At 64.2% G+C, this 22,599-nt stretch carries 18 protein-coding genes and 1 pseudogene; 7 read left to right on the forward strand and 12 right to left on the reverse strand.

Features of this window, described 5'->3' with window-relative positions; genetic code table 11:
• The 5 genes and pseudogenes from AC1DO7_RS07685 to AC1DO7_RS07705 all read right to left on the reverse strand — a co-directional run.
• A pseudogene (locus AC1DO7_RS07685) lies at window positions 1-423 on the reverse strand (3-deoxy-8-phosphooctulonate synthase); the annotation flags it as partial.
• Window positions 424-432: 9 nt separating this feature from the next.
• Window positions 433-1,467, reverse strand: a complete 1,035-nt coding sequence (locus tag AC1DO7_RS07690; RefSeq protein ID WP_441614172.1) for an NAD-dependent epimerase/dehydratase family protein — start codon at window positions 1,465-1,467, stop codon at window positions 433-435.
• A gap of 12 nt (window positions 1,468-1,479) precedes the next feature.
• Window positions 1,480-2,580 (reverse strand): glycosyltransferase, encoded by a 1,101-nt coding sequence (locus AC1DO7_RS07695; protein WP_441614173.1) that lies wholly within the window; start codon window positions 2,578-2,580, stop codon window positions 1,480-1,482.
• Window positions 2,581-2,979: 399 nt separating this feature from the next.
• On the reverse strand, window positions 2,980-3,810 hold the full coding sequence (locus AC1DO7_RS07700) for a hypothetical protein (protein WP_477115962.1): 831 nt from the start codon (window positions 3,808-3,810) through the stop codon (window positions 2,980-2,982).
• A gap of 45 nt (window positions 3,811-3,855) precedes the next feature.
• A complete protein-coding gene (locus tag AC1DO7_RS07705) occupies window positions 3,856-5,262 on the reverse strand; it encodes an undecaprenyl-phosphate glucose phosphotransferase (RefSeq protein WP_477115963.1) in 1,407 nt (468 codons plus the stop codon).
• A 771-nt stretch (window positions 5,263-6,033) separates the two neighbouring features.
• Here AC1DO7_RS07705 and AC1DO7_RS07710 point away from each other — a divergent pair.
• Window positions 6,034-6,852 carry a transcriptional regulator gene (locus AC1DO7_RS07710; RefSeq protein ID WP_441614176.1) on the forward strand — a complete coding sequence of 273 codons (819 nt, stop codon included), beginning with the start codon at window positions 6,034-6,036 and terminating at the stop codon, window positions 6,850-6,852.
• A gap of 27 nt (window positions 6,853-6,879) precedes the next feature.
• On the opposite strand, the gene AC1DO7_RS07715 is transcribed toward AC1DO7_RS07710, so the two are convergent.
• Window positions 6,880-7,986: a helix-turn-helix domain-containing protein gene (locus tag AC1DO7_RS07715; RefSeq protein WP_441614177.1), complete on the reverse strand. Its 1,107-nt coding sequence runs from the start codon at window positions 7,984-7,986 to the stop codon at window positions 6,880-6,882.
• A gap of 238 nt (window positions 7,987-8,224) precedes the next feature.
• Window positions 8,225-8,443, reverse strand: a complete 219-nt coding sequence (locus tag AC1DO7_RS07720) for a hypothetical protein (protein ID WP_441614178.1) — start codon at window positions 8,441-8,443, stop codon at window positions 8,225-8,227.
• A 136-nt stretch (window positions 8,444-8,579) separates the two neighbouring features.
• Between AC1DO7_RS07720 and AC1DO7_RS07725 the strand changes: the two genes are divergently transcribed.
• From AC1DO7_RS07725 to AC1DO7_RS07745, 5 genes are all read left to right on the forward strand, one after another.
• The gene (locus tag AC1DO7_RS07725; protein ID WP_477115969.1) at window positions 8,580-9,371 is read left to right on the forward strand and encodes an XpsR family transcriptional regulator; all 792 of its coding nucleotides are present in this window, start codon (window positions 8,580-8,582) and stop codon (window positions 9,369-9,371) included.
• A gap of 446 nt (window positions 9,372-9,817) precedes the next feature.
• Window positions 9,818-11,524 carry a hypothetical protein gene (locus AC1DO7_RS07730; protein ID WP_477115964.1) on the forward strand — a complete coding sequence of 569 codons (1,707 nt, stop codon included), beginning with the start codon at window positions 9,818-9,820 and terminating at the stop codon, window positions 11,522-11,524.
• 171 nt (window positions 11,525-11,695) lie between these two features.
• Window positions 11,696-12,814 (forward strand): hypothetical protein, encoded by a 1,119-nt coding sequence (locus AC1DO7_RS07735; protein ID WP_441643223.1) that lies wholly within the window; start codon window positions 11,696-11,698, stop codon window positions 12,812-12,814.
• A 400-nt stretch (window positions 12,815-13,214) separates the two neighbouring features.
• Complete coding sequence (locus tag AC1DO7_RS07740) at window positions 13,215-14,174, forward strand: EAL domain-containing protein (protein ID WP_441614181.1); 960 nt, start codon at window positions 13,215-13,217, stop codon at window positions 14,172-14,174.
• Window positions 14,175-14,465: 291 nt separating this feature from the next.
• Complete coding sequence (locus AC1DO7_RS07745) at window positions 14,466-15,041, forward strand: nitrogen fixation protein NifQ (protein ID WP_441614182.1); 576 nt, start codon at window positions 14,466-14,468, stop codon at window positions 15,039-15,041.
• 72 nt (window positions 15,042-15,113) lie between these two features.
• Here the strand turns inward: AC1DO7_RS07745 and AC1DO7_RS07750 are convergent, their stop codons facing one another.
• The 5 genes from AC1DO7_RS07750 to AC1DO7_RS07770 all read right to left on the reverse strand — a co-directional run bounded on the left by AC1DO7_RS07750 (window position 15,114) and on the right by AC1DO7_RS07770 (window position 21,511).
• On the reverse strand, window positions 15,114-16,862 hold the full coding sequence (locus AC1DO7_RS07750; RefSeq protein ID WP_441614183.1) for a dipeptide ABC transporter ATP-binding protein: 1,749 nt from the start codon (window positions 16,860-16,862) through the stop codon (window positions 15,114-15,116).
• Entirely contained in the window at window positions 16,859-17,671 is an 813-nt protein-coding gene (locus AC1DO7_RS07755) for an ABC transporter permease (RefSeq protein ID WP_441643224.1), read from the reverse strand. Before AC1DO7_RS07755 ends, AC1DO7_RS07750 begins: the two co-directional genes overlap by 4 nt.
• Entirely contained in the window at window positions 17,668-18,624 is a 957-nt protein-coding gene (locus AC1DO7_RS07760) for an ABC transporter permease (RefSeq protein ID WP_441614185.1), read from the reverse strand. The genes AC1DO7_RS07755 and AC1DO7_RS07760 overlap by 4 nt, the downstream gene beginning before the upstream one ends.
• A 62-nt stretch (window positions 18,625-18,686) precedes the next feature.
• Window positions 18,687-20,288 (reverse strand): ABC transporter substrate-binding protein, encoded by a 1,602-nt coding sequence (locus AC1DO7_RS07765; protein WP_441614186.1) that lies wholly within the window; start codon window positions 20,286-20,288, stop codon window positions 18,687-18,689.
• 17 nt (window positions 20,289-20,305) lie between these two features.
• A complete protein-coding gene (locus AC1DO7_RS07770) occupies window positions 20,306-21,511 on the reverse strand; it encodes a C45 family autoproteolytic acyltransferase/hydolase (RefSeq protein ID WP_477115965.1) in 1,206 nt (401 codons plus the stop codon).
• 178 nt (window positions 21,512-21,689) lie between these two features.
• Here AC1DO7_RS07770 and AC1DO7_RS07775 point away from each other — a divergent pair, with 178 nt between their 5' ends.
• A complete protein-coding gene (locus AC1DO7_RS07775) occupies window positions 21,690-22,598 on the forward strand; it encodes a GntR family transcriptional regulator (RefSeq protein WP_441614188.1) in 909 nt (302 codons plus the stop codon).
• The last annotated feature ends 1 nt before the right edge of the window (window position 22,599 follow it).

Here is a 22,599-nt window from a genome sequence, read left to right on the forward strand (position 1 = left end):
CATGAATTGTGGCTTTTTGATATTTAGCGGTTTTCCGGTATGTGAGGCCGCCACTATAAGATCGGTTTGTCGTGCCAGGAATGCCGGAATCTGTAGGATATCGACGTGCTTTGCGACGACCTCGGCTTGCGCAGGTTCATGGATATCCGTAATTATGGGAACGGCGAATTCATCTTTTACCCTGTCAAATATGCGCATGCCCTCCAACAATCCCGGTCCGCGATAAGAGTGTATGGAGGAGCGGTTGGCCTTGTCGAATGACGCCTTGAAGACAAATGGGATTCCGATGGCAGTCGTGACCTTCATGAATCGCTCGCACGCAAAAAGCGTGCTGTCGAGATCCTCCAGAACGTTCAAGCCACCAATAAGGACAAGGGGAAGTTGGTTTGATAGGCGAATATCGGGCGAAATATCAATCTGCATGTTAAGTTCCTATTTCCAGTCGTCCGGGCATAGCGTTTGCCAATCTTGAAACGCACCGGCCAGGTCATACTTGAATGAGTAGCCCGAGGCAAGCAAGTATCCAGGCGTTATATAGTTAGGGCGGACGAGTTTGCGTACCCGAACAGGACTAAATGGCTGTTTCAGGCCGATCAAGCCGGCGAGCAAGCTGATGCTGTGAGATGCCAAAAGTAGAAGAGAAAATGGCACCTCCGGTACATGACGTTTAATTCCGGCAGTCAGGCACACAGCATTCACATAGTCACGAATTGCAGGCGCGGGTTCCATCGACATATTAAATAGCGCATATGCGTCTTTGCTGTCGATCTGTTGCTGATGTACCCACTGCATTGCGTCAACCAATTCTTTTACATAGACGCCGGCCTTCCGCGTTTCCTTATTCCCCATATAAAAGAAATAACGCCGCATGACGGCATGGATGAGCCGAGATACGTTCCCGCTTTCGCCAGGCCCGAAAACTACACCGGGGCGAACGATTGTTAGTACTCTTTGTGAGCGATCTTCGTTGAGCCACGAAAGATGAATTTTTTCGGCGACTAGCTTAGATCCGCCGTAGGCAGAAGCCGGGACCGGCAATGAATTCTCGTCACGTCGTTCATCGCTTACGCCGTAAGGTGCAATCGAACTTGTGAAAATAATATTCGTCGCATTGACTCGTCTAGCCCAATCGCACACGTTCTCCGCACCGAGGATATTGGTCTCGTAGTACTCATGCGGGAGGTGGCCGGGTTCGCGATGCACTGCAGCTAGATTCGCGACGAAGTCGACTCTCTCATCCGGTGCCCATGTGATTGGATGCCGCACGTCCCCAAGTAGCTCAATGGCACCGCTGGATCGCACCATTTCAAGTCGAAACTGATTTTGCTTTTCCTCGATACTTTCTCGGTCAAAAAGGTATACCTTGCGATATTTTTTGCTGGATGCGAGGCTGTATGCCAGAAATGCACCAATAAAACCATTTCCGCCGAAGATAACCGCGCAGTTGCCGTCCCCGATTTCCTCCATAATGAGTTTCTCCTAGTGAGCACCAACCCGGGAAGGCTGGATGTAAATTTGTTCGAGTTGGTGAAGGAACCTGCTTTGGGCAAAGCGCCCGCGAGCGGCCTGCTCCCCTTGGTGCGCGATCTGGGTACGCAGGTCAGTATTCAGATATAGACGTTCGAGTTGGCCAACGGCCTCACTTGCGCCAGAGAACAGAACCCCATTGACTTCATCGTCAACGACGTCCACGTTCCCCGGGCATCGATTTGCAAGAACGGGCAACCCGGATGCCATTGCCTCGATGACTGAGACAGGCATGCCTTCCCAAGCCGCGGTTGAGAGGTACACGTCTGCGGAATGAAGCATGTCGCGTACTTCTTGGCGAGTACGCCATCCAGTTACGCGAACACCTGCATCTGTGAGGGCTGCTTTGCTGGTGAGGTCGCCGTCTCCGATCCAAACAAATTCGAAGCCTCGGTGAGAAAGAAGTCTCGAAATGTCTGAGAAGAGGTCGAAACCCTTCTGACGGCGAATCCCACCTACGGTGACAACTGTGAGGCGCTTGTCTGGTCGGTGCGCTCGAAGCGGGGTGTCGGTGTTTGGCCTGGTAAAGAAGCCGACGTCAACAGCATTTTCAAGTATGAGCGCGGGAAGTCCCAACGAATCTTCAATGGCTAGCGCTTCGCTGCGCGAGCAGGCGATATAGGTTCCATGGCGTTTAGCAGCAATGGCTTCTAGCAGCGTAAAGATTCGCTTCTTGAGATCCGAAATATCGGTTCTCATAAAGGAGATACAGTGCGGGCTGTAAAATGATTTTAGATCTGATTTCCACCCAATTGTCGCTAGGCGACCCACGAACCCTGCGAAGGACGAATGCATGTGCAGCACATCTGGATTGAGTTCCTTCAGTTTCCTGCGAGCTTCGAGGATGCCGCCAGGAAGATCCCGTGGGCCCATCGGAAGGGCATGCAGGACGACATCGCGGTGAAACAGTGATTCGAGATCAGTTGGCGTTTCCGGTCGGGGGGAGTAGACGACGCTTACTTGGTGTCCGTTCGCGGCGAAGTAGTTGGCGGCAAGGCAAACCATCGACAAAGTACCTGTCGCAGTGGACTCGATGAGGTGCGTGATCTTCATAGACTTGCTTTTAACTCGACTGTAAGCTTCGGCTATCGCTAGATAATTCGAGGTTAATTGTTCAGGATTCTTATGGATGTAATGTAACTTGCAATCACAGTGTGTTTTGTCAGATTATTAATAGAATTCACTATCGTAGCGTTGCTTGCAATTCATCGGTGATTTCTGAATGATTCTTTTGATGTGAGTCAGCTGAGACTCTAAAGATAACGAAAAGTCCAAAAAGAAGAACCAGCGAGCCACCGATGGAGAATGCAAGCGACGTACCCAGCAACGTGAACTTACTTATCTTTGAAATTATCAATGCGCTGGCGAGGCTTATTGCACTAACCAGCTGGATTAGTAGGTCGATGCGCTGAGATTTTGTTGCCAGGAAGACCTGCGACAGCGGTATGTATATCAATTGAAGGGCCGTAGGACAGTGAGCAGCGGCGCCCCCTTTGCCACGGCAGAAACCGCGTCGCGGCGGAGTACGCCGCCAATGCTTTGTGCGATGAGTGATACTGGGAAGGCGCCGAAGCGATAGGCGGCGGCGAAATAACCAGCAGCTATGGCGTCAAACCAGCGTGGCACCAGGATCGAGAGTGCATAGAGAGAGACTGAAGCCAACAGGGTGGCGGGGAGTGTGTAGCTGGCGAAACGAAGATTTTCGTGGATGAAACGGTAGAAAGAAATCGTGTTTCGACACTTCCTATTGAAAAATAGGATGAGAAATACTGAGGCCGTCGAAAGAGTCAACGTGACAAACGCAAATTCATAAAAAGGGTTGATCTCGACAGAGCCAAATATTTTCGGCGCGGTGATCAGCGAAGCTAGAAGGAGCGCGTTAACAAGGACGCGGAGAAAAGCGATGGCTACGTAATGACGTAGGGAATTTAGATAGTGGGCGACGGCTTGTTGCGCAAAGAAAGACATTGCGAATACGACCACCGTGTACTTGCTGAAAAGAAAGTACAGTAATATCCCTAATGCGATTGTGCTCGCGCTGGCGAGTGTCAGAGCATGTCGAAGCGAGGTGAGCGAGATTGCACGGGAGTCGCTGACGCAGGCCAACTCGTATCGGAATGCCAATATGGTGCCGAGAAACATTCCGAGCGCCACGTCGCCGTTGAAGACGCCAAGCGCCTCTGGGCCGTAGGAGCGCGCGATCACCGCAACGCATGCGAAGAAGAGTAGCTGCGCGGTGACCGTCGAGCCCAGTGCGACGGCTGAGTCCTTGATGCGGAACATCCTACTGCTCACAACGTGCCAGGAAGGGCTGCGAACCGGAATCGACTAATACGCATTTTTTCCCGTCCAGCCTTTGAAAGCAGTGAAGAAGATTATCCGCAGGTCCATCCAGAATGACCAGTTTCGGATATAGAAGATGTCGTGCTCCACGCGCTTGGCCATCTTGTCCAGCGTGTCGGTCTCGCCGCGGTAGCCGTTGATCTGGGCCCAGCCGGTAATGCCGGGCTTGACCCGGTGACGCAGCATGTAGAAGTCCAGCTGCTCTTTGTAGAGGTTGTTGTGCGCCATGGCGTGCGGGCGGGGGCCTACCACGCTCATTTCGCCGCGCAGCACGTTGATGAACTGGGGCAGCTCGTCCAGGCTGGTGCGGCGCAGGAAGGCGCCGATGGGTGTGATGCGGTTGTCGCCCTTGGTGGCCTGGGTGACCACGCCGTGCTCGGCGTGTACCTGCATGCTGCGGAACTTGTAGACGTGGATCTCGCGGCCGTCCAGGCCCAGGCGTTCTTGCTTGAAAAAGACCGGGCCGGGCGAGCTGCGCTTGATCAGGATGCCGATCAGCAGGAACAGCGGCGAAAGGGCGATGAGGACCAGCGCGGCAAAGGCGCGGTCGAAGATGGCCTTGRCGGTGCCGCGCACGCCTAGCGATGGCGGGCGGTTCATTTCCACCGCGGGCATGCCCAGGAAGTTGCCGAGCTTGTGGTTGAGCAGGTCGAAGTCCAGCACGCTGGGCATCCACTTGATGTCGATGAAGTCGTTGCGCAGGGAGAAGGCGATTTCCTGCATCTGCAGGGATTCGCTCAGGGGCAGGGTGAGCCAGACTTCGTCAATGCCGTGCGAGCGTGAGAATTCGGCAATGTCGGCGGTGTCGGTGATGCGCGGGCGGCCTTCGGGCGTGGCTTCGCCTTCGGGGGCGTAGATGCCGCTGACCTTGTAGCCGGTGCGGTGGCTGACGGTGGCGCGGCGGTACATCTCCTGGCCGGTGCGGCCGTAGCCCACGATCAGCACGCGCTTGTGGTTGGCGCCGGCACTGCGCACGATGCCCAGCACGGAGCGGCTGGCCAGGTGGACGATGAACAGGCCAGCCAGGGAGAGGCCGTACCAGTAGGCCATCCACAGGCGCGAGAGTGCGTCTGCCTGATGAATGAAGTAGCACATCAGCAGGCTGATCAGCCAGACCAGCGTCCAGGCGGAGATCACGCGCGTGGCCATCGCGGCAAGGCTGCGGCCGCGCCAGGAGGCGTAGAGGTCGAACGCCGGCATGACGATGAAGGCCACCGCGCAGGCAAAGTACTGGATGAACTGGTGAACGGGCGCGGCTGGCCCGAGGTCAGGCGCGAAGCGTAGTGCGGCCGCCAGGTAGCCGGCGATCAAGATGGCCCCGATGTCGAACAGGCGCACCATCAGCGCTAGCTGATCGTGATGCCTGGCGAACATGTCGCGATAGACTCCCATGACTTCTCCCGAAGCGTTCGCGTAGCAGGTGCACCTTGTGCACCGTACTGTTCCTCCCCGCCGGTTAATTGGCTATGCGGGCGGCCGGTGTTGCCGGCGCCATGCACAGTGCCGCGGCGCTGGCCACGGCAAGACAAAGCAAAGTCGTGCGGACTGCTTCCGCGGCAGTCGGGTCCCATGGCATGGCTGCGCGATGGTGGCTGACCTTGCCACCTGCGGCGTCCTTTGCGGACTGCCCATTGGAATTGCAACGCTTGGTTTCTGCCCGCCGGCATAAGCCGCGCGGTGTACTTCGTCTTTACGATGGTGCGGATAATGCGGTGCAGCGAGAATCCCGGGTACCCTGCGTGAGAAGGGATAGAGTGGGGATCGTCGGCGCTTATTGCGCGCGGCGCTTGCGGGCTGCCGTATCGCGCGGCAAGGTTCGCCACGGTCTGCATTGACAGTGGGTCATATGATTTTTTTAAATAACCTGCGTCATCCGTTGCGCCTTATCTTTTATCCCTGCTTTGGTAGGGGGTGCTTGGATTGATGGAGCCGGGGAGAGGTGGCGTGGCGCGTGATTCGGCTGCTTACACCGGCTCTGCGGGATTGCGCGGGCGCGGTCATTGCCGGCCGGCGGCTCTTGCGAGGCTGAAAATTTTCCCATCCGACGAGGGGAAAAGTGAGACAGACGGTCAAGCGATGCGCGTGCGCCGGCCTATGCTGTGGGTCTGAACTGATCCACGCCTCGTACCCGTTGCAAGGCGACCAACCGTTGGAAAGATGGAAATGGATGGGAATGGCTTCACGCGTGAGCAGCTCGATAGTTACTTTGCGTCTTATGTGGGCATGGAGGGGGGCAATCTGGCGGGCGCAGTCTGGTTCTGCGATTACATGCCGATGACAGATGCGGAATCATTGCCGGTGACGTTGTCACCGCGCCGCACGGTGCCGGCCTGGGACGCGGATTTCCGTCTGCGCCACGCGCGGCAGATAGCTAAGTGGCAGACGCACCAGCGCATTGCCCGCATCATGGCCGCGGCCCGGGAGATGGTGTTGTTCGGGCGGGACGATAGCGGCGACTGGCAGCGTTACCTGGCGGAGTACCTTTACCGGCCGCGCGGTTGGGATTTCAAGCTGAGCTTGTTTCCCTTGTCGGTGCGGGCCGAGAACGGGCTGCCCTGGAAGCGGCTGCACGGCGCACAGGCGGAACTGAACCCCAAGGGCAAGTACCTGGCGCTTTGCCGCACCGGCACGCGCTTCCGCTTTATCGCGGCAATGCGCCGGCGCGCGCGGCCCAAGGTGGTGGTATGCCTTGGCGAGCGCCACGAAAGTGACTATCTCCACGCCTTCGGCATGCGCGGCCTGCCCTATACGGAGCACACGCTGCAGCCGGCCGACCAGGCAAGGGTCCTGCGGATCTACGCAGACCAGGGCACGCACCTGGTGATCTGCCCGGCCGTGGCGGGTGCCGCCGGGCTGGCTTCGGATGTCCTTCTGAATGCGATGGGCGGGTTCATCAGCCAGTGGCTGACGCTGGCCGACTTCCAGACGCGGCCAGACGCGCCTGGCCAGCCGGATCCGGCGGCTCTGCGCCTCGCGGCGTGATGCGGCCCTGCGGGTGCGCTGTGTGGCTCAGGCTTGCTGCCGGTGCAGCCACCGGCGGAATTCTTCGCCCTGGAGGGCCAGGGCGGCCTGCCTGAGCCCGGTGTTGCCGGCGTCGGTGGCGTAGGCACGCAGGTCGCTGGGCGACATGCCTAGCGTGCGGCGAAAGGCGCGGGTGAAATCAGACGCGCTGTTGAAGCCCAGGCCGTAGGCGATGTCGTTGACGGCAAGCCGCGGATACCGCACCAGCTCCAGGGCGGCGGCGCGCAGCCGGCTYTTGCGGATATACGCCTGCACACCACCCTCGTCCTCGAACAGCCGGTACAGGGTCGGGCGCGAGATTTCCATCTTTGCCAGCAGGTTTGCCGGGGACAGGCCGGCCTCGCCGGGATCGGCGTCGATCAGGCGGCGTGCGCGCGCCAGCATGGCGCTGCGGGCCGCGGACCTGGCGCTGCCTTCGAGCTTCGCGCCACGGCGAAACGCCGCGACCAGCAGTTCCACACCGATTTGCATGGCATCCGCGGCGGCTTCGGGCGCCATGCGGGGAAGCTCGCGTTCGAGCATCCTGGCATGGTCCACCGCCAGGCGGGTCAGCGGGGTATCGGTCTCGACAATGCGCCCGTGCGCGGCTTCGGCTTCAGCAAAGACGGTGTCCATCATGGCGCGGGGCACGAAGATCGAGAGCGCGCGCGTGGTGCCACGCTGCATCTGGATAGGCTGGCCGAGATCGGTGAGCAGGATCCCGCCGTGGCGCGGCACCGGGTTGCGTTGCATTCCCTCCACCTCGCCGGCGCTGCCTTCCACAAATACCTGTAGCACATGGTGTCGCATCGTATCGGTTGAGATACGTGCGAGGCTGCGCTGCAGCGTCACGCCGTCGCAACGGCTGTCGGTGAAGAGCATGTCGCCGACCAGATAGCGGTCGATGGCGCCGTGAAAGGGGGCGATCAGGCTGTCGCGGCTCACATGCAGGTCCATGACATGACCCACGCGCTGCCGCCAAGTGAGTATCTGGCCGCTTACATTGGGGTTCGCGCTGGCGTGCGCCGGCCCGCCGACTTCGAAACGGCTGTGCTGCAGGCGGCTGGCCTGCGGCGATGCGTTAGCGGAGGAAAGGGCGAGGGGCAGGGGGGACACGGTTGCCGCGCCGTCCTGAGAGAAGAGGAGCGGTGCGCCTGCCCTACTGTATAGAAGAATGGCCGTGCGCGCCGTGGCCGTACCCTACCGCTTTTATGGGATTGCTTTTCGCGCGCGAATTTGCCCTGTGCCGGCATCGGGCGTTACCCCGCTCAAGAAGGGAAACAAGAGTGCAACGAATCCCTCGAAAGGGGGGCGCGCATCGCTCGATTCTCGCGCAAAATCTCGGTCCGCCTAGTTAGTGTTTCGCGCAAACGCGATCAGGTTTCCTTAAGGCGGGGTTCGGCGGCACGCGGGTCATCATGACAAAGACGCCGGACAGCATCTTCCAAAGGGAAAGACTGATCCAGATTGGTTGCAGGAAGGTCAAATCCGTCGGGGCCGGTGTGGCGTCGGGCTGGCAGGTCTCCGATACGAAGCGGGATGAGAGGCGCGGGATTTCCAGCGCGTTGTCCATCCCCATTCAGCGGGTTGTCTCCAGGTTCTATTAGAGATTTGCCGATGCATTCGGGGCGTCTCGTTGCCTTTCGTACAGGTGTGTATTGCCTCTGCGTGTGGCATCTTTAACTCCACCAAGCGGTAGAGGCATGGAAATAGAGCAGAAGACAGTATTTTCGCGTGAGCAGTTGGACGCGTATTTCGCGTCGTACGTTGGTATGGAAGGGGGAAATCCGGGGGCAGCGGTGTGGTTTTGCGACAGCACGCCGCACCCGTGGGTCGAGTCGCTGGTAGCGCCGCTGGTGCCGCGCGAGCAGCCGGGCGCCTGGGATGCCGGATACCGCGACAAGCACCGCGCCAGCATGGAACGCTGGCAATCCCACCAGAAGATCGCAAGGATCATGGCGGCCGCGCGCGCACACACGTTTGGGAGCGCGCCGAGCGAGTGCGACTGGAAGCATTACTTCGACCATCTTCYCTACGCGCCGCGTGGCGCGGAGTTCAAGCTCAGCCTGTTCCCGCTGCCGGCCCATCTGATCGGGCAGACGCCGTGGTCGAAGGCGTTCCGCGGGCAGCCTGCGCTGGTGCCCAAGCAGCGCTACCTTGACCTGTGCCGCAGCGGCCAGCGCTTCGGCTTCATCGATGGCATCCGCCGGCACTGGAAGCCGAAGGTGGTGGTCTGCCTTGGTGAGCGTCATCTCGCGGACTACGTGCAGGCGTTTGCGCTGGAGGATGCGCGCGCTGCCGACTACATCCTGCAGCCCGCCGACCTGGCCAAGACACTGCGCGTGCTGGAGCGCGACGGTACCACCTGGATCATCTGCCCGGCACTGGCCGGCGCGTCGGGACTGACCTCGGATGTGTTGCTCGAGGCCATGGGGCGCTACGTGGCGGGATGGCTCAACCCGGATGATTTCCCGGCGCTGCAGGTACTGCAGCCGGTGTAGCTGCCGCATCTGCACTGTAGCGGGGCTCGGGCGTGTGCATGGGCACCGGCATGTGCTGGTGCTTGCCTGCGCGCGCCTGCGTGTTGCGCCAGAAGCGAGCGCAATGGCCCGGCCCGGGTGCATGGATGCAGGTGGCGCGGCCGCTGCGGCAGGGTCGCGCCATCACGCCACGCGGGCTCCCGGATAACGCCTTGCGTGCAAGCCAATGCTTTCCCCCGCCTAGTAGGGGTGACACGGTAGTTGGGATTGTTTATCTAGTGTGCTGGCAAGACGCAGCATCGGACCGTTGCTGCTGAATCCGCTTGCGAGAGCCAGCAAGGGTATCCGTGATGCGCAGCAGGAGAGGGCAGCGAAGGGCGCCGGCAACGGCGTGCTGCTGTCGTCCGGCGCGCTGGGCCACAGACCATCATCGAAGTATTGAAGTGTTGATTTCAGGAGCGAGAAGCGTGCAAACCAATTTCAGGAATATCTTTACCCTCGGCATCATGGCGTCTGCCGCGGTTGCGCTGGTAGCGTGCGGGGGCGGGTCGGATTCTTCGTCGCCATCCACGCCGGCAGCGGTTACCGTGAGCGGCAAGGCGGTCGACTTCTACCTGTCGGGCGCCACCGTGACCTTTGTCGATTGCGCAAACCAGACGGCAACGACCAGCGCAACCGGCGACTTCACCTTCCCGGCTGGCTGCAGCACGAGCGCGCTGAAAGTCTCCGGCGGTACCGACATCGGTACCAAGCAGCCGTTCACCGGCGTGCTGCAGGCGCCCGCTGTCACCTACAAGGCTGGCGTGACGCCGGTGGTCACGCCGCTGACCACGCTGGTGGCGCAGCTCGGGCCTACCCAGGCCGCCGCGCTGGCTACCAAGCTTGGCCTGTCCGGCAAGGACCTGGCCACGCTGGACCCGATGCAGGACGCAGCGGTGCTCAAGGCAGCCGTGGTGGTGCAGCAACTGATTGACCAGGTTGCCAAGACGCTGACGGGCCTGGCCAAGGGCGGCGGCACGCTGAGCGCGGCCGATGCCGCTGCGGCAGCTGCCAAGGCGGTGGCCACCGCGGTGAACGCCGCCTCGGGCACGGCTGACCTGGGCAGCGCCACGCTGGTGACGTCGGTGGTGACGTCCGCAGTGCAGAACGCCAAGGCAGGCCTGCCGGCAAACCTGCAGGCGAACATCGATACGGTGGCGGCAAACGTGGGCGCGCTGGCCGGCCCCGTCGTCGCAAACCAGGTCGCCAACGTGAGCGCCGCACTGGGCACCATCGTGCTGGGCACCGATCCGGCCGCGACGGTGGCGGCACTGCAGTCGGGCGGCTCGCTCAACGCGGTGATCGATAGCGCCAAGTCCACCACGACGAGCACCCTGATGTCGGCGGTCACGCCCGCGGCGCTGGTCGATGCATCCATCACGGCCAACCTGAAGACGCTCGGCAACGCCGTGGCCACGGGCAATGCCGGCGCGATCCAGAGCGCCGCGACCGCCCTCGGTGGCTCGGTGGTCTCCACCGTCATCACCACCGTGACCGATGCCGTCAAGCCGACCAACTTCATCCAGCTGGCGACCATGACCATCAACGGCCAGACGTTCCCGGTCGGCGATGCGGTCACGGTCACCGGCGGTGGCGCGCTCAGCTCGATCAAGGTGGCGGTGTCGCAGAGCGGCGATGCCTTCGCCGGTGGTGCGGCTGACGTGCGTGCCGGCCTGAGCTACACCTACAACGGCAGCACCGTGAACGTGATCATCGAGAAGGTGTCGCTGACCTTCAGCGGTTCGGCGCTGACCAATGTGCAGGTGCCTGCCAACACGACGTACTCGTTCAGCATCTCGGGTGCCACCTCGGCCAATGTCAGCCTGACCAATGCCGTGGCCGACAACCTGTTCGACAGCGCCAGCGGCGGYTCGCTGAACCTGCCGTTCACCACCTTCCTCGGCAAGCTCAAGAACGCCGGGGCGCTGAGCCAGACGCAGATCGATGCGCTCACGCCGAAGGCAACCACCACCTTCCCGGTGACGTTTGCCGTGGCGGGCCAGGGCGGCAAGTCGGTGAGCGTGGGTGCGCTGGTCGGCGGCAGCCCGCAGAAGACCTCGGTCCAGTCGGTGCAGACCGGCTCGGCAGTCGTCAGCGGCAACRGCATCAAGACCTCGGTCACGCTGAACCCCTGACCGGTGCGTAGCCAGGCCCTCCGCCCGCACGGGGAGGGCATGCCCGGTCATCCGTCGCGCGCCGGCAGGCGCCGCGGCGGATGACTGGCTTTTTTTTGCGTGCAGCGCGCCGGGCCACGACCCGGTGCGCGCCGTGCATGAGGCACGCTCCCCGGGCCTCGGAGTCTCTCTATGGTGTTGTATCCCACGCGCCGGCTCGGCAAGGCCGGCGCCCTGTTGCTGGGCTTGTCATGCGCGGGCGCGGCCAGCGCGGCGCCAGACGATGTGTTCATGCTGGCAGAGCCTGCCACCGGCGAATTCAATACCGTGCGTGTGGAGGCCAGCTATGACATGGTCAACCACACGGTCGATGTCTTCAACCTGCGCGAGAGCCAGGGCAGCGTGCCGGACAACGCCGGCGATTATCGCGGCGGGCGGCTCATGCTGGGCTACAAGTTCTCGCCGAAGTGGTCGGCCTCGGCGACCTACTGGCGGCGCGGTATCGATTACGGTCCGGACAACAACCAGATCGATAGCTGGATGCTGGCCTTGCATTACGATCCGCTGGCCGAACCCGGCGCGCGTGACCGCATCATGATGCGCTTCTCGCTGTGGGGCGACCGCGCCGGCAGCCTGGACCGCTCTTCCGCGCTCAAGGTCAGGAACGCCACCTTCAGCAGCATCACGGTCCAGGACGCCAACGATATCCAGGCCCAGGCAGACGTGATCTTTTCCGGCGAACTCACCGAGCGCAACCAGCTGACCGGCTTCTTTGGCCTGGGCGCCAGCCGCGTCACCATCGGCGGCATCAATACGCGCCTGCAGCAGGGCGGCTGCACGTTCAATGTCTCCATCGGCTCGGACAATATTGCCAACGGCGCGCTGGCCGCGCCATGCCGCGTGGGCAATACCAACCTGCAGTCGGCCTCCTTCTCCACGGACGCCGGGCAGTACGGTCTGAATTTCAATGACGATTTCAACTACGTGGCGGGCTACCTGAACCTGGGTGGCGCATGGCGCTGGAAGTACCAGAACTTCAGCGCGCGGCTGGGCTACCAGTTCCAGTATTTGCTGCGCAGCAACGTCGACAACCGCGCGAGCACTTATGGCTATTCGCCGATCCGCTCGAACCACACGCTGGGGCTGGAGCTGTCGTACGCGGTGGTGAAGAACGTGGAAGTGTTCCTGCGCGGGCAGGCGTCGCTGCACAACTTTGTGGGCACCATCCCGTTCCTCTATAACGCCGCAACGGCAGGAAAGCTCGACCGTTACTACGGCTACGGCTCGATTGGCTTGCGTGTGGGATTCTGATGCCGAGGGGGGAGCGCGCCGTGAGGCCGGCGTGGTATCGCGCGGGCGTTGCCGCCGGCGAAAAAGAGGGGTGCAGGTGCAGGGCGCCCCTGCACCCCTTGAGTGTTTAGCAAGGGRTCAGTCTTGCTGAGATACATTGTGGTCCTCGCTGCATTGCAGCAGTACCCTGCGTTAGAGGGTGGTCCTGCTAACGAGGGGAACTGAAATCGCCCGTAGCCGGCCGCGGACTGAAAGAATGGGGTCGGTGGTATTGCAGTTCGGAAGGTGAACGCGAAGAACAAGAAAAACGATAAAAACGATAAAAACAAGAAAAAACCACAAGAACAATAAAAACCAAAAACCAAGGCGAGATTGGCGTGGTCAGGGAATGGCAGTAAGGATTGGCTTCCGGGAGCTTGAATTGCATATCGCGTTAATCAGTAGCGAGGCGGGCGCCTGGCCGGCAGCACCGCCGCAATCCGCACCCGCAGCGGCAACGGAGGGCAGCCGCTACGATGCCATGGTCCAGCGCATGGCGCGGCTGCGGCAAAGGATGGCCCAGCCCACGCTTGCGCAGCCGGACGCGGACACGGACGCGCAAGGGCGCAGCCTGCAGAGCGACGAGCTGCTCGCGCTCTCCAGGGCCGATCTGGTCGGCGCGATCGAGCTGGGGCATATCTATCCGGTGTTCCAGCCGCAGATCAGTGCGCTGCACGGTGGCATCGTCGGGCTCGAGGTGCTGGCGCGCTGGTCGGACAAGGGCCGCGTGCACGCGCCGGACAAGTTCGTGGAAAACCTCGCCGGACATGGCGTGGAGAACCTGCTGCTGGATCATTTCCTGCGTGCCTGCGCGCGCGTGCAGGCGCGCTTCCCATGCTACTGCGGCCGCTTCTCGCTCAACGTCAACCCGTGCACGGCGGCCGCCGCCGGCTTTATCCCGGCCATGTTACGCATGAGCATGTCGCACGGCCTGGATATCGCGCGCGTGGTGCTCGAGCTCACGGAGCAGACGCGGTTGTCCCGCGAGGGCGAGATGCGCCTGCTGGAAAACCTCAGCGCATTGTCGGCGCGCGGCATGGTGATCTCGCAGGACGATTTCGGTGCCGGCTACGCTTCGCTGCAGGCACTGGGCCTGCTGCCCTTCAAGCAGGTCAAGATCGACAAGACCATGCTGCACCGGGCGCGCCATGCCGAACGCGCGCGGCGGCTGCTGTCGCTGTCGATGGAGCTGGCACGCGCGCTGGAACTGCAGACCGTGGCCGAAGGGGTGGAGAACGACGAGGATATGGCGCTGGCCAGGTCGCTTGGCGCGGACCTGTTGCAGGGCTATGCCATCTCGGCGCCGGTGCCGTTCGAGGGCCTGGACCAGCTGACGCTCTGATCCTGGATTCCGGCTGGCTCCGGTAATACGTGCGGATGGGCGGTGATGGGTGTGGATCGGCGGTGATAAGGCAGGACTGAGCCGCGAAACGCGTGCGGAGTGCGCAGCGCCAGACCCGTGGCGGCAGGTTTGACTGTCGTTATATACGCCGCTATATTTCGGTCACTGGACTACCGCATCTTCCGCATCGACTGCATCTACCGCATCCGGCAGCCTGTGGCCGCAGGTTGCTGATCGCTCTGATCGCGCAGATTGCCTGGCGTGCGGGGTCCGTCTTCACAAGGCCGTGCCGTGAACCAGTCCTTACTGATCCTCGATGCGTTTTCACTCTCCCCGGGTGAGCCGGCGGCGCGCGCGCTGGCCGGGGTGCTGGAAAGCGCCAACGCCGGCAAGCTGCCCCGCTTCGCGCAATGGCTTGGCCTGGCGGAAGCCGAATTCTGGGAGATGCTCGGGCACTGCTTTCCCGGCGCCCGGGAGGCGGGATGGGCACCCGAGTCCGCGCCCGTGGATGCCGCGGCGCTGCCCTGCGAGTTTCCCGACCTGGTGGAGATGCTCATTTCCTGCGGCGAGGCCGCCCGCCCCGAGATGCGCTGGGCTGCGCACGCGCTGGCCAGCGGCTGCTTCGGCGGCTCGCATCTGTGGCATGACATGGGGCTGTCCGGCAGGCACGACGTGTCGCGCCTGCTGCAGGAGTACTTTCCCTCTCTATACGCTGCCAACACCATGGACATGAAGTGGAAGAAGTTCTTCTACCATGCGCTATGCCTGCGGCTTGACCTGCATCCCTGTCCCGAACCGGCTTGCGCCGGCTGCGAGAACTATGCGGCGTGTCATGGGGCGCAGACGGTGGCGGTGGTCTGGCGTTAGTCCGGCGGTTTTCCGCTCCCCGGCCCCGCTCCCGTATGCGGGAGCGAAGGCGCGCGGAGAGGACCGGCGCCGCTACGAAGCGCTGACGCTCGCCGGGCGCTCAGCCAGGCCAGCGGCGCCAGCGCCCGCCGCACCGGCCTGCATCGACAGCGGCGCCTGCTGCCCCGGCGCCACATAAGCCGCCTCCAGCAGCGCCCGCGTATAGGCGTGCTGCGGCCGGTCGAAGATATCGGCCACGCTGCCCTGCTCGACGATACGCCCCTGGTGCATGACGACGATGCGGTCCGCCACCTCGGACACCGCGGCCAGGTTGTGCGAGACGAAGAAGCAGGCAAAGCCGTGCTGCGCCTGCAGTTGCCGGAACAGCGTCAGCACTTGCTTCTGGATCGTCATGTCCAGCGCCGAGACCGGTTCGTCCGCCACCACAAGCGCGGGCCGCCGGATCAACGCGCGGGCAATCGCCACGCGCTGGCGCTGGCCGCCCGAGAGCGCATGCGGAAAGCGCTCGCCCAATCCATCCAGGCCCACTTCGGCCAGCATGGCGTCGACCCGCTCGCGGCGCTGCGCGCGGGTCAGCGGCTCGCCGTGGTTGAGCGGCTCGGCCACGATCTCGCCGATGCGCTGGCGCGGATCGAGCGAGGAGTACGGATCCTGGAACACCATCTGGCAGGCCAGGCGGAATTCGCGCCGGGCGTGCCTGTCGCCCGCGCCGACCGGCTGCCCGCGGAACCGGATCTCGCCGCCCTCGAGCGGCAGCAGGCCGATCATGGCGCGCCCCAGCGTGGTCTTGCCCGAGCCCGAGCCGCCCACCACCGCCACCACCTCGCCCGGCCGGATCGCCAGCGAGACCTGGTCCACCGCCAGCTTGGCGGCGGTGCGCGAGAACAGGCGCTGGGTGCCGGGATAGCCGATCGAGACGTTGCGCGCCTCGATCACGGGCGGGGCGTCGGCCACGGCGGGGCGGTTGTCGTCGCGCTGCGGCAGCGCGGCGATCAGGCTGCGCGTATAGGCCTCGCGCGGATTGCGCAGCACGTCGCAGGCGGCGCCGGACTCGACCTGGTCGCCGCGCTTGAGCACCAGCACCGAATCCGCGTAGTGCGCCACCAGTTGCAGGTCGTGCGTGACCAGAAGCACGGCGGTGCCGCTGGTGCGGGTGAGGTCCGCCATGATCTGCATGACTTCGCGCTGGCTGAGCGCGTCCAGCGCGGTGGTGGGCTCGTCGGCGATCAGCAGGCGCGGCTTGAGCAGCATCACCGAGGCCAGCATGATGCGCTGGCGCATGCCGCCCGAGAACACATGCGGATAGGCCGCCATGCAGCCTTCCGGGTCGGCGATCTGCACGCGCGCCAGCATGTCCACGGCGCGCTCGCGCGCGGCCTGCGCCGGGATCTTCTCATGCAGCATCAGGCCTTCGCACAATTGCGCGCCGACCGTCATGGCGGGGTTGAGCGAGACCATCGGCTCCTGGAACACCATGCCCGCCACCTGCCCGCGCAGCGAGCGCATGGTCCGGTCCGGCACGGCGGCGATATCGTTGCCGGCAAGCGTGATGGTGCCGCCGGTGTGGCGCACCTGCGAAGGCAGCAGCCGCATCACGGCGCGCCCGGCCATGGTCTTGCCGCTGCCGGATTCGCCCACCAGCGCAAGCACCTCGCCCTGGGCGATATCGAAGGAGATGCCGTTGAGGATGCGCGCGCCGGCGGCGCTGCGCAGCGTCAGGCCGCGCACGCTCAGCAGCGGGGCGCCCTGGTCGCCGGCGGCGGCCGTGGGGCCGGGCGCCGGACGTTCGTCAGGCGTGGGGGGATTCATCCTGGAGTTCATCCTTGCTCCATGCGGGGGTCGAGCCAGTCGCGCAGTGCGTCGCCCAGCAGGTTGATGCCGAGCAGCGTCAGCGCGATGCACACGCCCGGGGCAATGCCCAGCCATGCGGCGGATTCGATATAGGGGCGCCCGGAGGACAGCATGTTGCCCCAGGTGGGCGCCGGCGGCGGCACGCCCAGGCCGAGGAAGCTGAGCGCGCTTTCGGCCAGCACGACCCAGCCGAACATCGACGTGCCCAGCACCATCAGCGGCGCGGCGCAGTTGGGCAGGATGTGGCGCAGCATGGTGGTCAGCTCGCTGTTGCCGATCACGCGCGAGGCCTCCACGTATTCCTTCTCGCGCAGCGACAGCACGGTGCCGCGCACCAGCCGCACCGCCGTGGGCGTGTAGGCCAGCCCCAGCGCCAGCACGATGCCGTATTTGTTGGCGCCGGTGATGACCATGATGCCGAGCGCCAGCAGGATGCCCGGGAAGGCGAGCAGCGCATCGTTCATCACCATCATCAGGCGGTCGGTCTTGCCGCGGAAATAGCCGGCCACCAGCCCCAGCAGCGTGCCCAGCAGCAGCGCCACCAGCACGGTCAGCGCGGCCACCATCAGGCTGGCGCCGGCGCCAGCCAGCAGGCGCGAGAGGATGTCGCGCCCGAACTCGTCGGTGCCCAGCCAGTGCAGGCCGGAAGGCGGCTTGAGCCGCATGCGCAGGTTCAGGCGCAGGGGGTTGTAGGGCGTCCAGACCACGGAGAGCAGCGCCATCGCCGTCACCGAGGCCACCAGCAGGCCGCCCACCAGTGCATTGGTGCGTAGTTTCATGATGTCGCGACCCGCGGATCGAACAGAGGATAGAAGAGGTCCACCACCAGGTTGACCAGCACGTAGATAGCCGCGGTAAACAGCAGGCAGCCCTGCACCACGGGGTAGTCGCGCGCGAAGATCGCGTCCACCAGCAACCGCCCCAGGCCGGGCAGCGTGAACACGGTTTCGAGCACCGCGATGCCGCCCAGCAGGTTGCCCAGCACCAGCCCGATCAAGGTCCAGGTGGGGGCGAAGGCGTTGGGCAGCACGTGGCGCAGCAGCACGCGCAGCTCCGACAGGCCCTTGGCGCGGGCGTGGGTCACGTACTCCAGGCGCAGCGTCTCGATCGCGCTGGAGCGCGCCATGCGGGTGAGCACGCCCATCTCGATCAGGGTCAGGGTCACCACGGGCAGCACCAGGAAGCTTGCGGCGGCTCGCCAGTCCTGGCTGAAGGTGACGTAGCCCACCACCGGCACCCAGCCCAGCTTGAGGCCGACGAACAGCAGCAACAGCAGGCCCAGCCAGAAGCTGGGGATCGACAGGAAGAAGGTGGCGCCGGCCACGATCACCGTATCGGTCAGCGAGTTCTGCTTCCACGCGGCGATCAGCCCGGCCGGCACGGCCAGCGCGGTGGCCGCGCCCACCGCCACCAGCACGATGGCGGCGCTGACCTGGAAGCGTTCGAGCAACAGCGGCAGCACGGCCTCGCCGCTGCTCAGCGAGTGGCCCAGGTCGCCGCTGGCCATATGCGAGAGCCACAGGCCGAACTGCAGCAGGATGGGTTTGTCGAGGCCGAACTGGGTGCGCAGGTCGGCAAGTTGCTCGGGCGTGCCGGCATCGCCCAGGATGAGCTGGGCCGGGTCGCCCGGGATCAGCCGCATCAGGACGAATACCAGCGCCGCCACCAGCAGCAGCGTGGGCAGCGTCCACAGCACGCGCCTGAGCAGGTAGAGCAGGAAGGACGAAGACAAGGGGTGGCTCCGGTTATTGACAGTGTGCAGTGAGGCGGGCCATCAAGCGCGCCGCCAGGCGCTCAGCGGCCCGCCATCGACACGCCCCAGGCACGCGGCTGGCCCAGAGGCCAGCCCTTGTAGCCCTTCACGTAATCGCGCGCGGCGCTGGTGCGCATTTCCGAGTAGAAGAACACTGCCGGCACGTCTTCGCGCAGGCGGGCGTCGAGGCCGTCGAACATGGCCTGGCGCTGCGTGCGGTCCGACAGGCTCATGCTGTTGTTGAGCAGGCGGATGGCGTCGGCGGTGTCCCACACCTTGCGCGGCTGCTTGTCCTTCGGGCCGATGATCATGTCGTAGGACAGCGACGCGTCCAGCCGCGCGGAATAGCTGAAGGCCATGGCCTGGTAGTCGCCGCGGTTATAGCGGTCGAGCAGGGTGGCCCAGTCCAGCACTTCCACGTCCACGCGCAGGCCGGCCTCGCTGGCCATGGCCTGGGTCAGCACCGCCATGTCGAACAGCGAGTTGTAGCGCTTGGTGGTCAGGATCTTGATGGGCTGGCCACGGTAGCCCGCTTCGGCCAGCAGCTTGCGCGCGGCTTCGATGTCGCGCCCCGGCATGCCGGCCTGCGCGCGGCCGTAGTAAGGGCTGGGGCGCGGGATGGCGGAGCGGCTGGGCTGCGAGCCGCCTTCGGTGATGGCACCGACCATCTCGGGCACATCCATCGACAGCGCCAGCGCGCGGCGGATGCGCACGTCCTTGAGCAGCGGGTCGCGGGTCTGGAACAGCAGGCCGTTGAGGCCCATGGTGGGCACGCTCTCCAGCACCAGGTCGCGGCGCTTGCGGTATTCGGGCAGGTCGTTGTCTTCCACGTCGAAGATCATGTCGACGCCGCCCGACAGAAGCGCGGCCTTGGCCGCCGCCACGTCGGGGATGACGATGAAGCGTACCTTGCCCACCTCGGCGGTCTTGTTGCCGGTGGCGCCGTCGCGCTTGCCGGGCAGCGCCGCGTAGGACGGGTTGCGCACCAGTTCCATGTACTGGCCGCGCTTCCACTCCGAGAACCTGAACGGCCCGGTGCCGACCGGCTCGCGCCACTTGCCGTCGGGGCCGACGGAGCTGCGGTGGTAGATGCCGGTGCCGCCGCAGTCGGGACGCGCGAGCGTCTGGAGGAACAGCGCGGAAGGGCGGTCCAGCGTGTAGACCACGGTAGACGCGTCCTTCGCTTCGACCTTCAGCACCTTGGCCTGGCCGCGCCCGTCGAACTCCGACAGGCAGCGCCAGTTGTTGCCCGGCGTCATGTAGCGGTTCCACGAATACACCACGTCGTCGGCCGTGACCGGCGCGCCGTTGTGGAATTTCAGCCCGGGGCGCAGCACGAAGGTGTAGGTGGTGCCGTCGGCCGAGGGTGTCACGCTCTGCGCCAGCAGCGGCCCCACGGTGGTGTCTTCGCGGAACGCGACCAGGCCTTCGAGCATGTGCGCGACCACCGCATCGCTGTTGGCGTCGCGGTTCACGCCCGGGTCGGTCGAGCGCACGTCGGCGTTCAGGCGGATGCGCAGGGTGTCCTGCGCGGGCTGGGCGTGCAGGCCCGGCGCGGCCAGCGCCAGGCATGCCGCCAGGGTGGATATGGCCGTCAGCAGCCGGGTCAGCGGCCGCGCGGCGGTGGTTCGTCTCGTCTCCATGGCTCCTCCGCGCCGCGTCAGGCCGCCACTGCCCGTGCGTGGGCCGGGGCGGCGGCGCCGCTCCGCTGGATCTCCATATCCAGGCGGAAGGTGGCGAAGGTGGGGTGCAGCGCCGGCAGCATCGAGACTTCCATCACGCCCAGTTCCGGCTCCATCACGATCATCGCCACGGTGGCCGACAGGTTGTTGCTCGAGTTCGGGCGCGGCGGGCGGCAAACCGAATACGGCGTCTCGAAGTCGTCGAACAGCGCGCGCTTGATGGTGTCCACGGTGATGTTGCCGATATGCGGCTGCACCAGCTGGCGCACGCGCTCGTCGCGGTACAGCGAATCCGGCATCTTCTGGATGCCCAGGTCGCGCAGCTTGGTCAGCGCCACCGGGCTCAGCCAGTGGTTGGCATGCACGAGCACGCCGCGCTCGGGCAGCACCTGGAAGGTTTCATCGGGCGCGCATTCGAAGTTGATGGCCACGCCGTCGGCGTGCGCCACCATCATATTGTTGGCGGCGGACTTGGCGGTCACGTACACCGACTGCATGGCAAAGGCCAGGCGCCGCTGCTCCAGCACCTTGCGGCGGATCAGCGCCAGCGGCACGCCCAGCGTGCGGTAATCCCGCTCGCACTCCAGGTAGTTGGCCGTGATCGAGATGCCGGCCGCGTTCATGCCCGAGCGCGCCAGCGCGCCGGCTTCGGTGAAGGTCAGGAAATCGGGGCCGTCGTCGCGCCTGACCTTCAGCACCACGGACGATTCCGCGCACTCCGCCTTCCAGTCCCAGTTCTGCGCGTGGATCACGCGGCCGCTGGCGGTGGCGCCGGGCAGCGCCAGCACGCCGGTGCAGCCGTCCGGGTCCAGCGGCACCGGCTGCTGGTTGCGCATGCGGTCGGCCAGCTTGAGCACTTCGGTGCGCGCGTTGAGCATCACCACGRCGGCGTACTCCACCTGCGCGCCTTCGGCGATGCCTTTCATTTCCTCGATATAGTTCGGGTCGAACGCGGCAATGGTGGGCTCGAAGGTGGCCACGATCTTGCGCAGCTCCGGCCAGCCCAGCTGGTTGCTCTCGAGTTGTCGCGCATAGTGCTCGATGCCGCGCTTGATGCGCACGACGGCCTGTTCGCCGTATTGCCGGCCACGCTCGCGCGGCGCGCCGCTGACTTCGATCAGCGGGCAGTGGGGAACGGTGTCATGGATGGCGGTTTGGTCCGGGGAAGCGGGATGGCTGGTCATGGGAGCGTTTTCGGCGTCAAATAATTGCGTAACTTGCGGAAAGTCTGCGTAAGGGTCTGCGGAAAGTCTGCGTAAAGGCCTGCATAAAGGCGGTAACGGCGCGCTGTCTTGATGGCGTCACGGCAGTGTGCCGTCAGGTGTGCTATAAATAGTGTATTTTGTGAGTACAAAAAAATCAATGGATACTTCACCGGAGATCCCCGAGTCGACTGGACGCGTGCGCCTGGCGCTGGGCTACCGCATTGCGCAGTGGATTCGCGACGAGTCGCTGCAGGCCGGCGACCGCCTCAACGAGCAGCGCCTGGCCGAGCACCTGGGCGTGTCGCGCACACCGATCCGCGCCGCGCTGGATCACCTGGAGGCGCAGGGTTTCGTGCAGCGGCGCCGCAACAAGGGGGTGGAACTGCTGGCGCATCCGCCGCTGGAGGCGCCGACAGAGGCGGCCGGCGAAGGCGGGGATGAATTGCTGGTGCGCATCGCGCACGACCGCCGGCGGGAGATCCTGCCCGACGAGGTTTCCGAGCGCGACCTGATGGAGCGCTACGGCGAGACGCGCGCCACCATCAAGCAGGCGCTGGTGCGCCTGGCCGACCTGGGCCTGGCCGAGCGCCGCCTGGGCTACCGCTGGAAATTCCAGGACTCGGCCTGGTACAACGAGGCGCGGCTGGAGAGCTACCGCTTCCGCATGGCGATCGAGCCGGCGGCCATCCTGGAGCCCGGGTTTGCGCTGTCGCCCGAATGGGCCGCGCGCATGCGCATCGAGCATTCCGCCTTTCTCACGCAGCCGTGGACCGAGGCCTCCAGCGTGGCCTTCTTCGAGACCAACGCGGCCTTCCACGAAGGGCTGGCGCTGGCCTCCGGCAACCGTTTCTACGCCGATGCAGTCCGGCGCATGAACCGGCTGCGGCGCCTGTCCAACTACGACTGGAAGCACGGCCACGGCCGCGTGGAAGTGAGCTGCCACGAGCACCTGGGCATTCTTGCCGCGCTCGAATCGGGCAACCGCGAAGGCGCGGCCGAACTGATGCGCAAGCACCTGGACGTCGCCAGCAGGCTGACGTCGGGCGTGCGCTCCGGCGAAGACTGAG

This window comes from Cupriavidus sp. 05N40, from assembly GCF_056397305.1.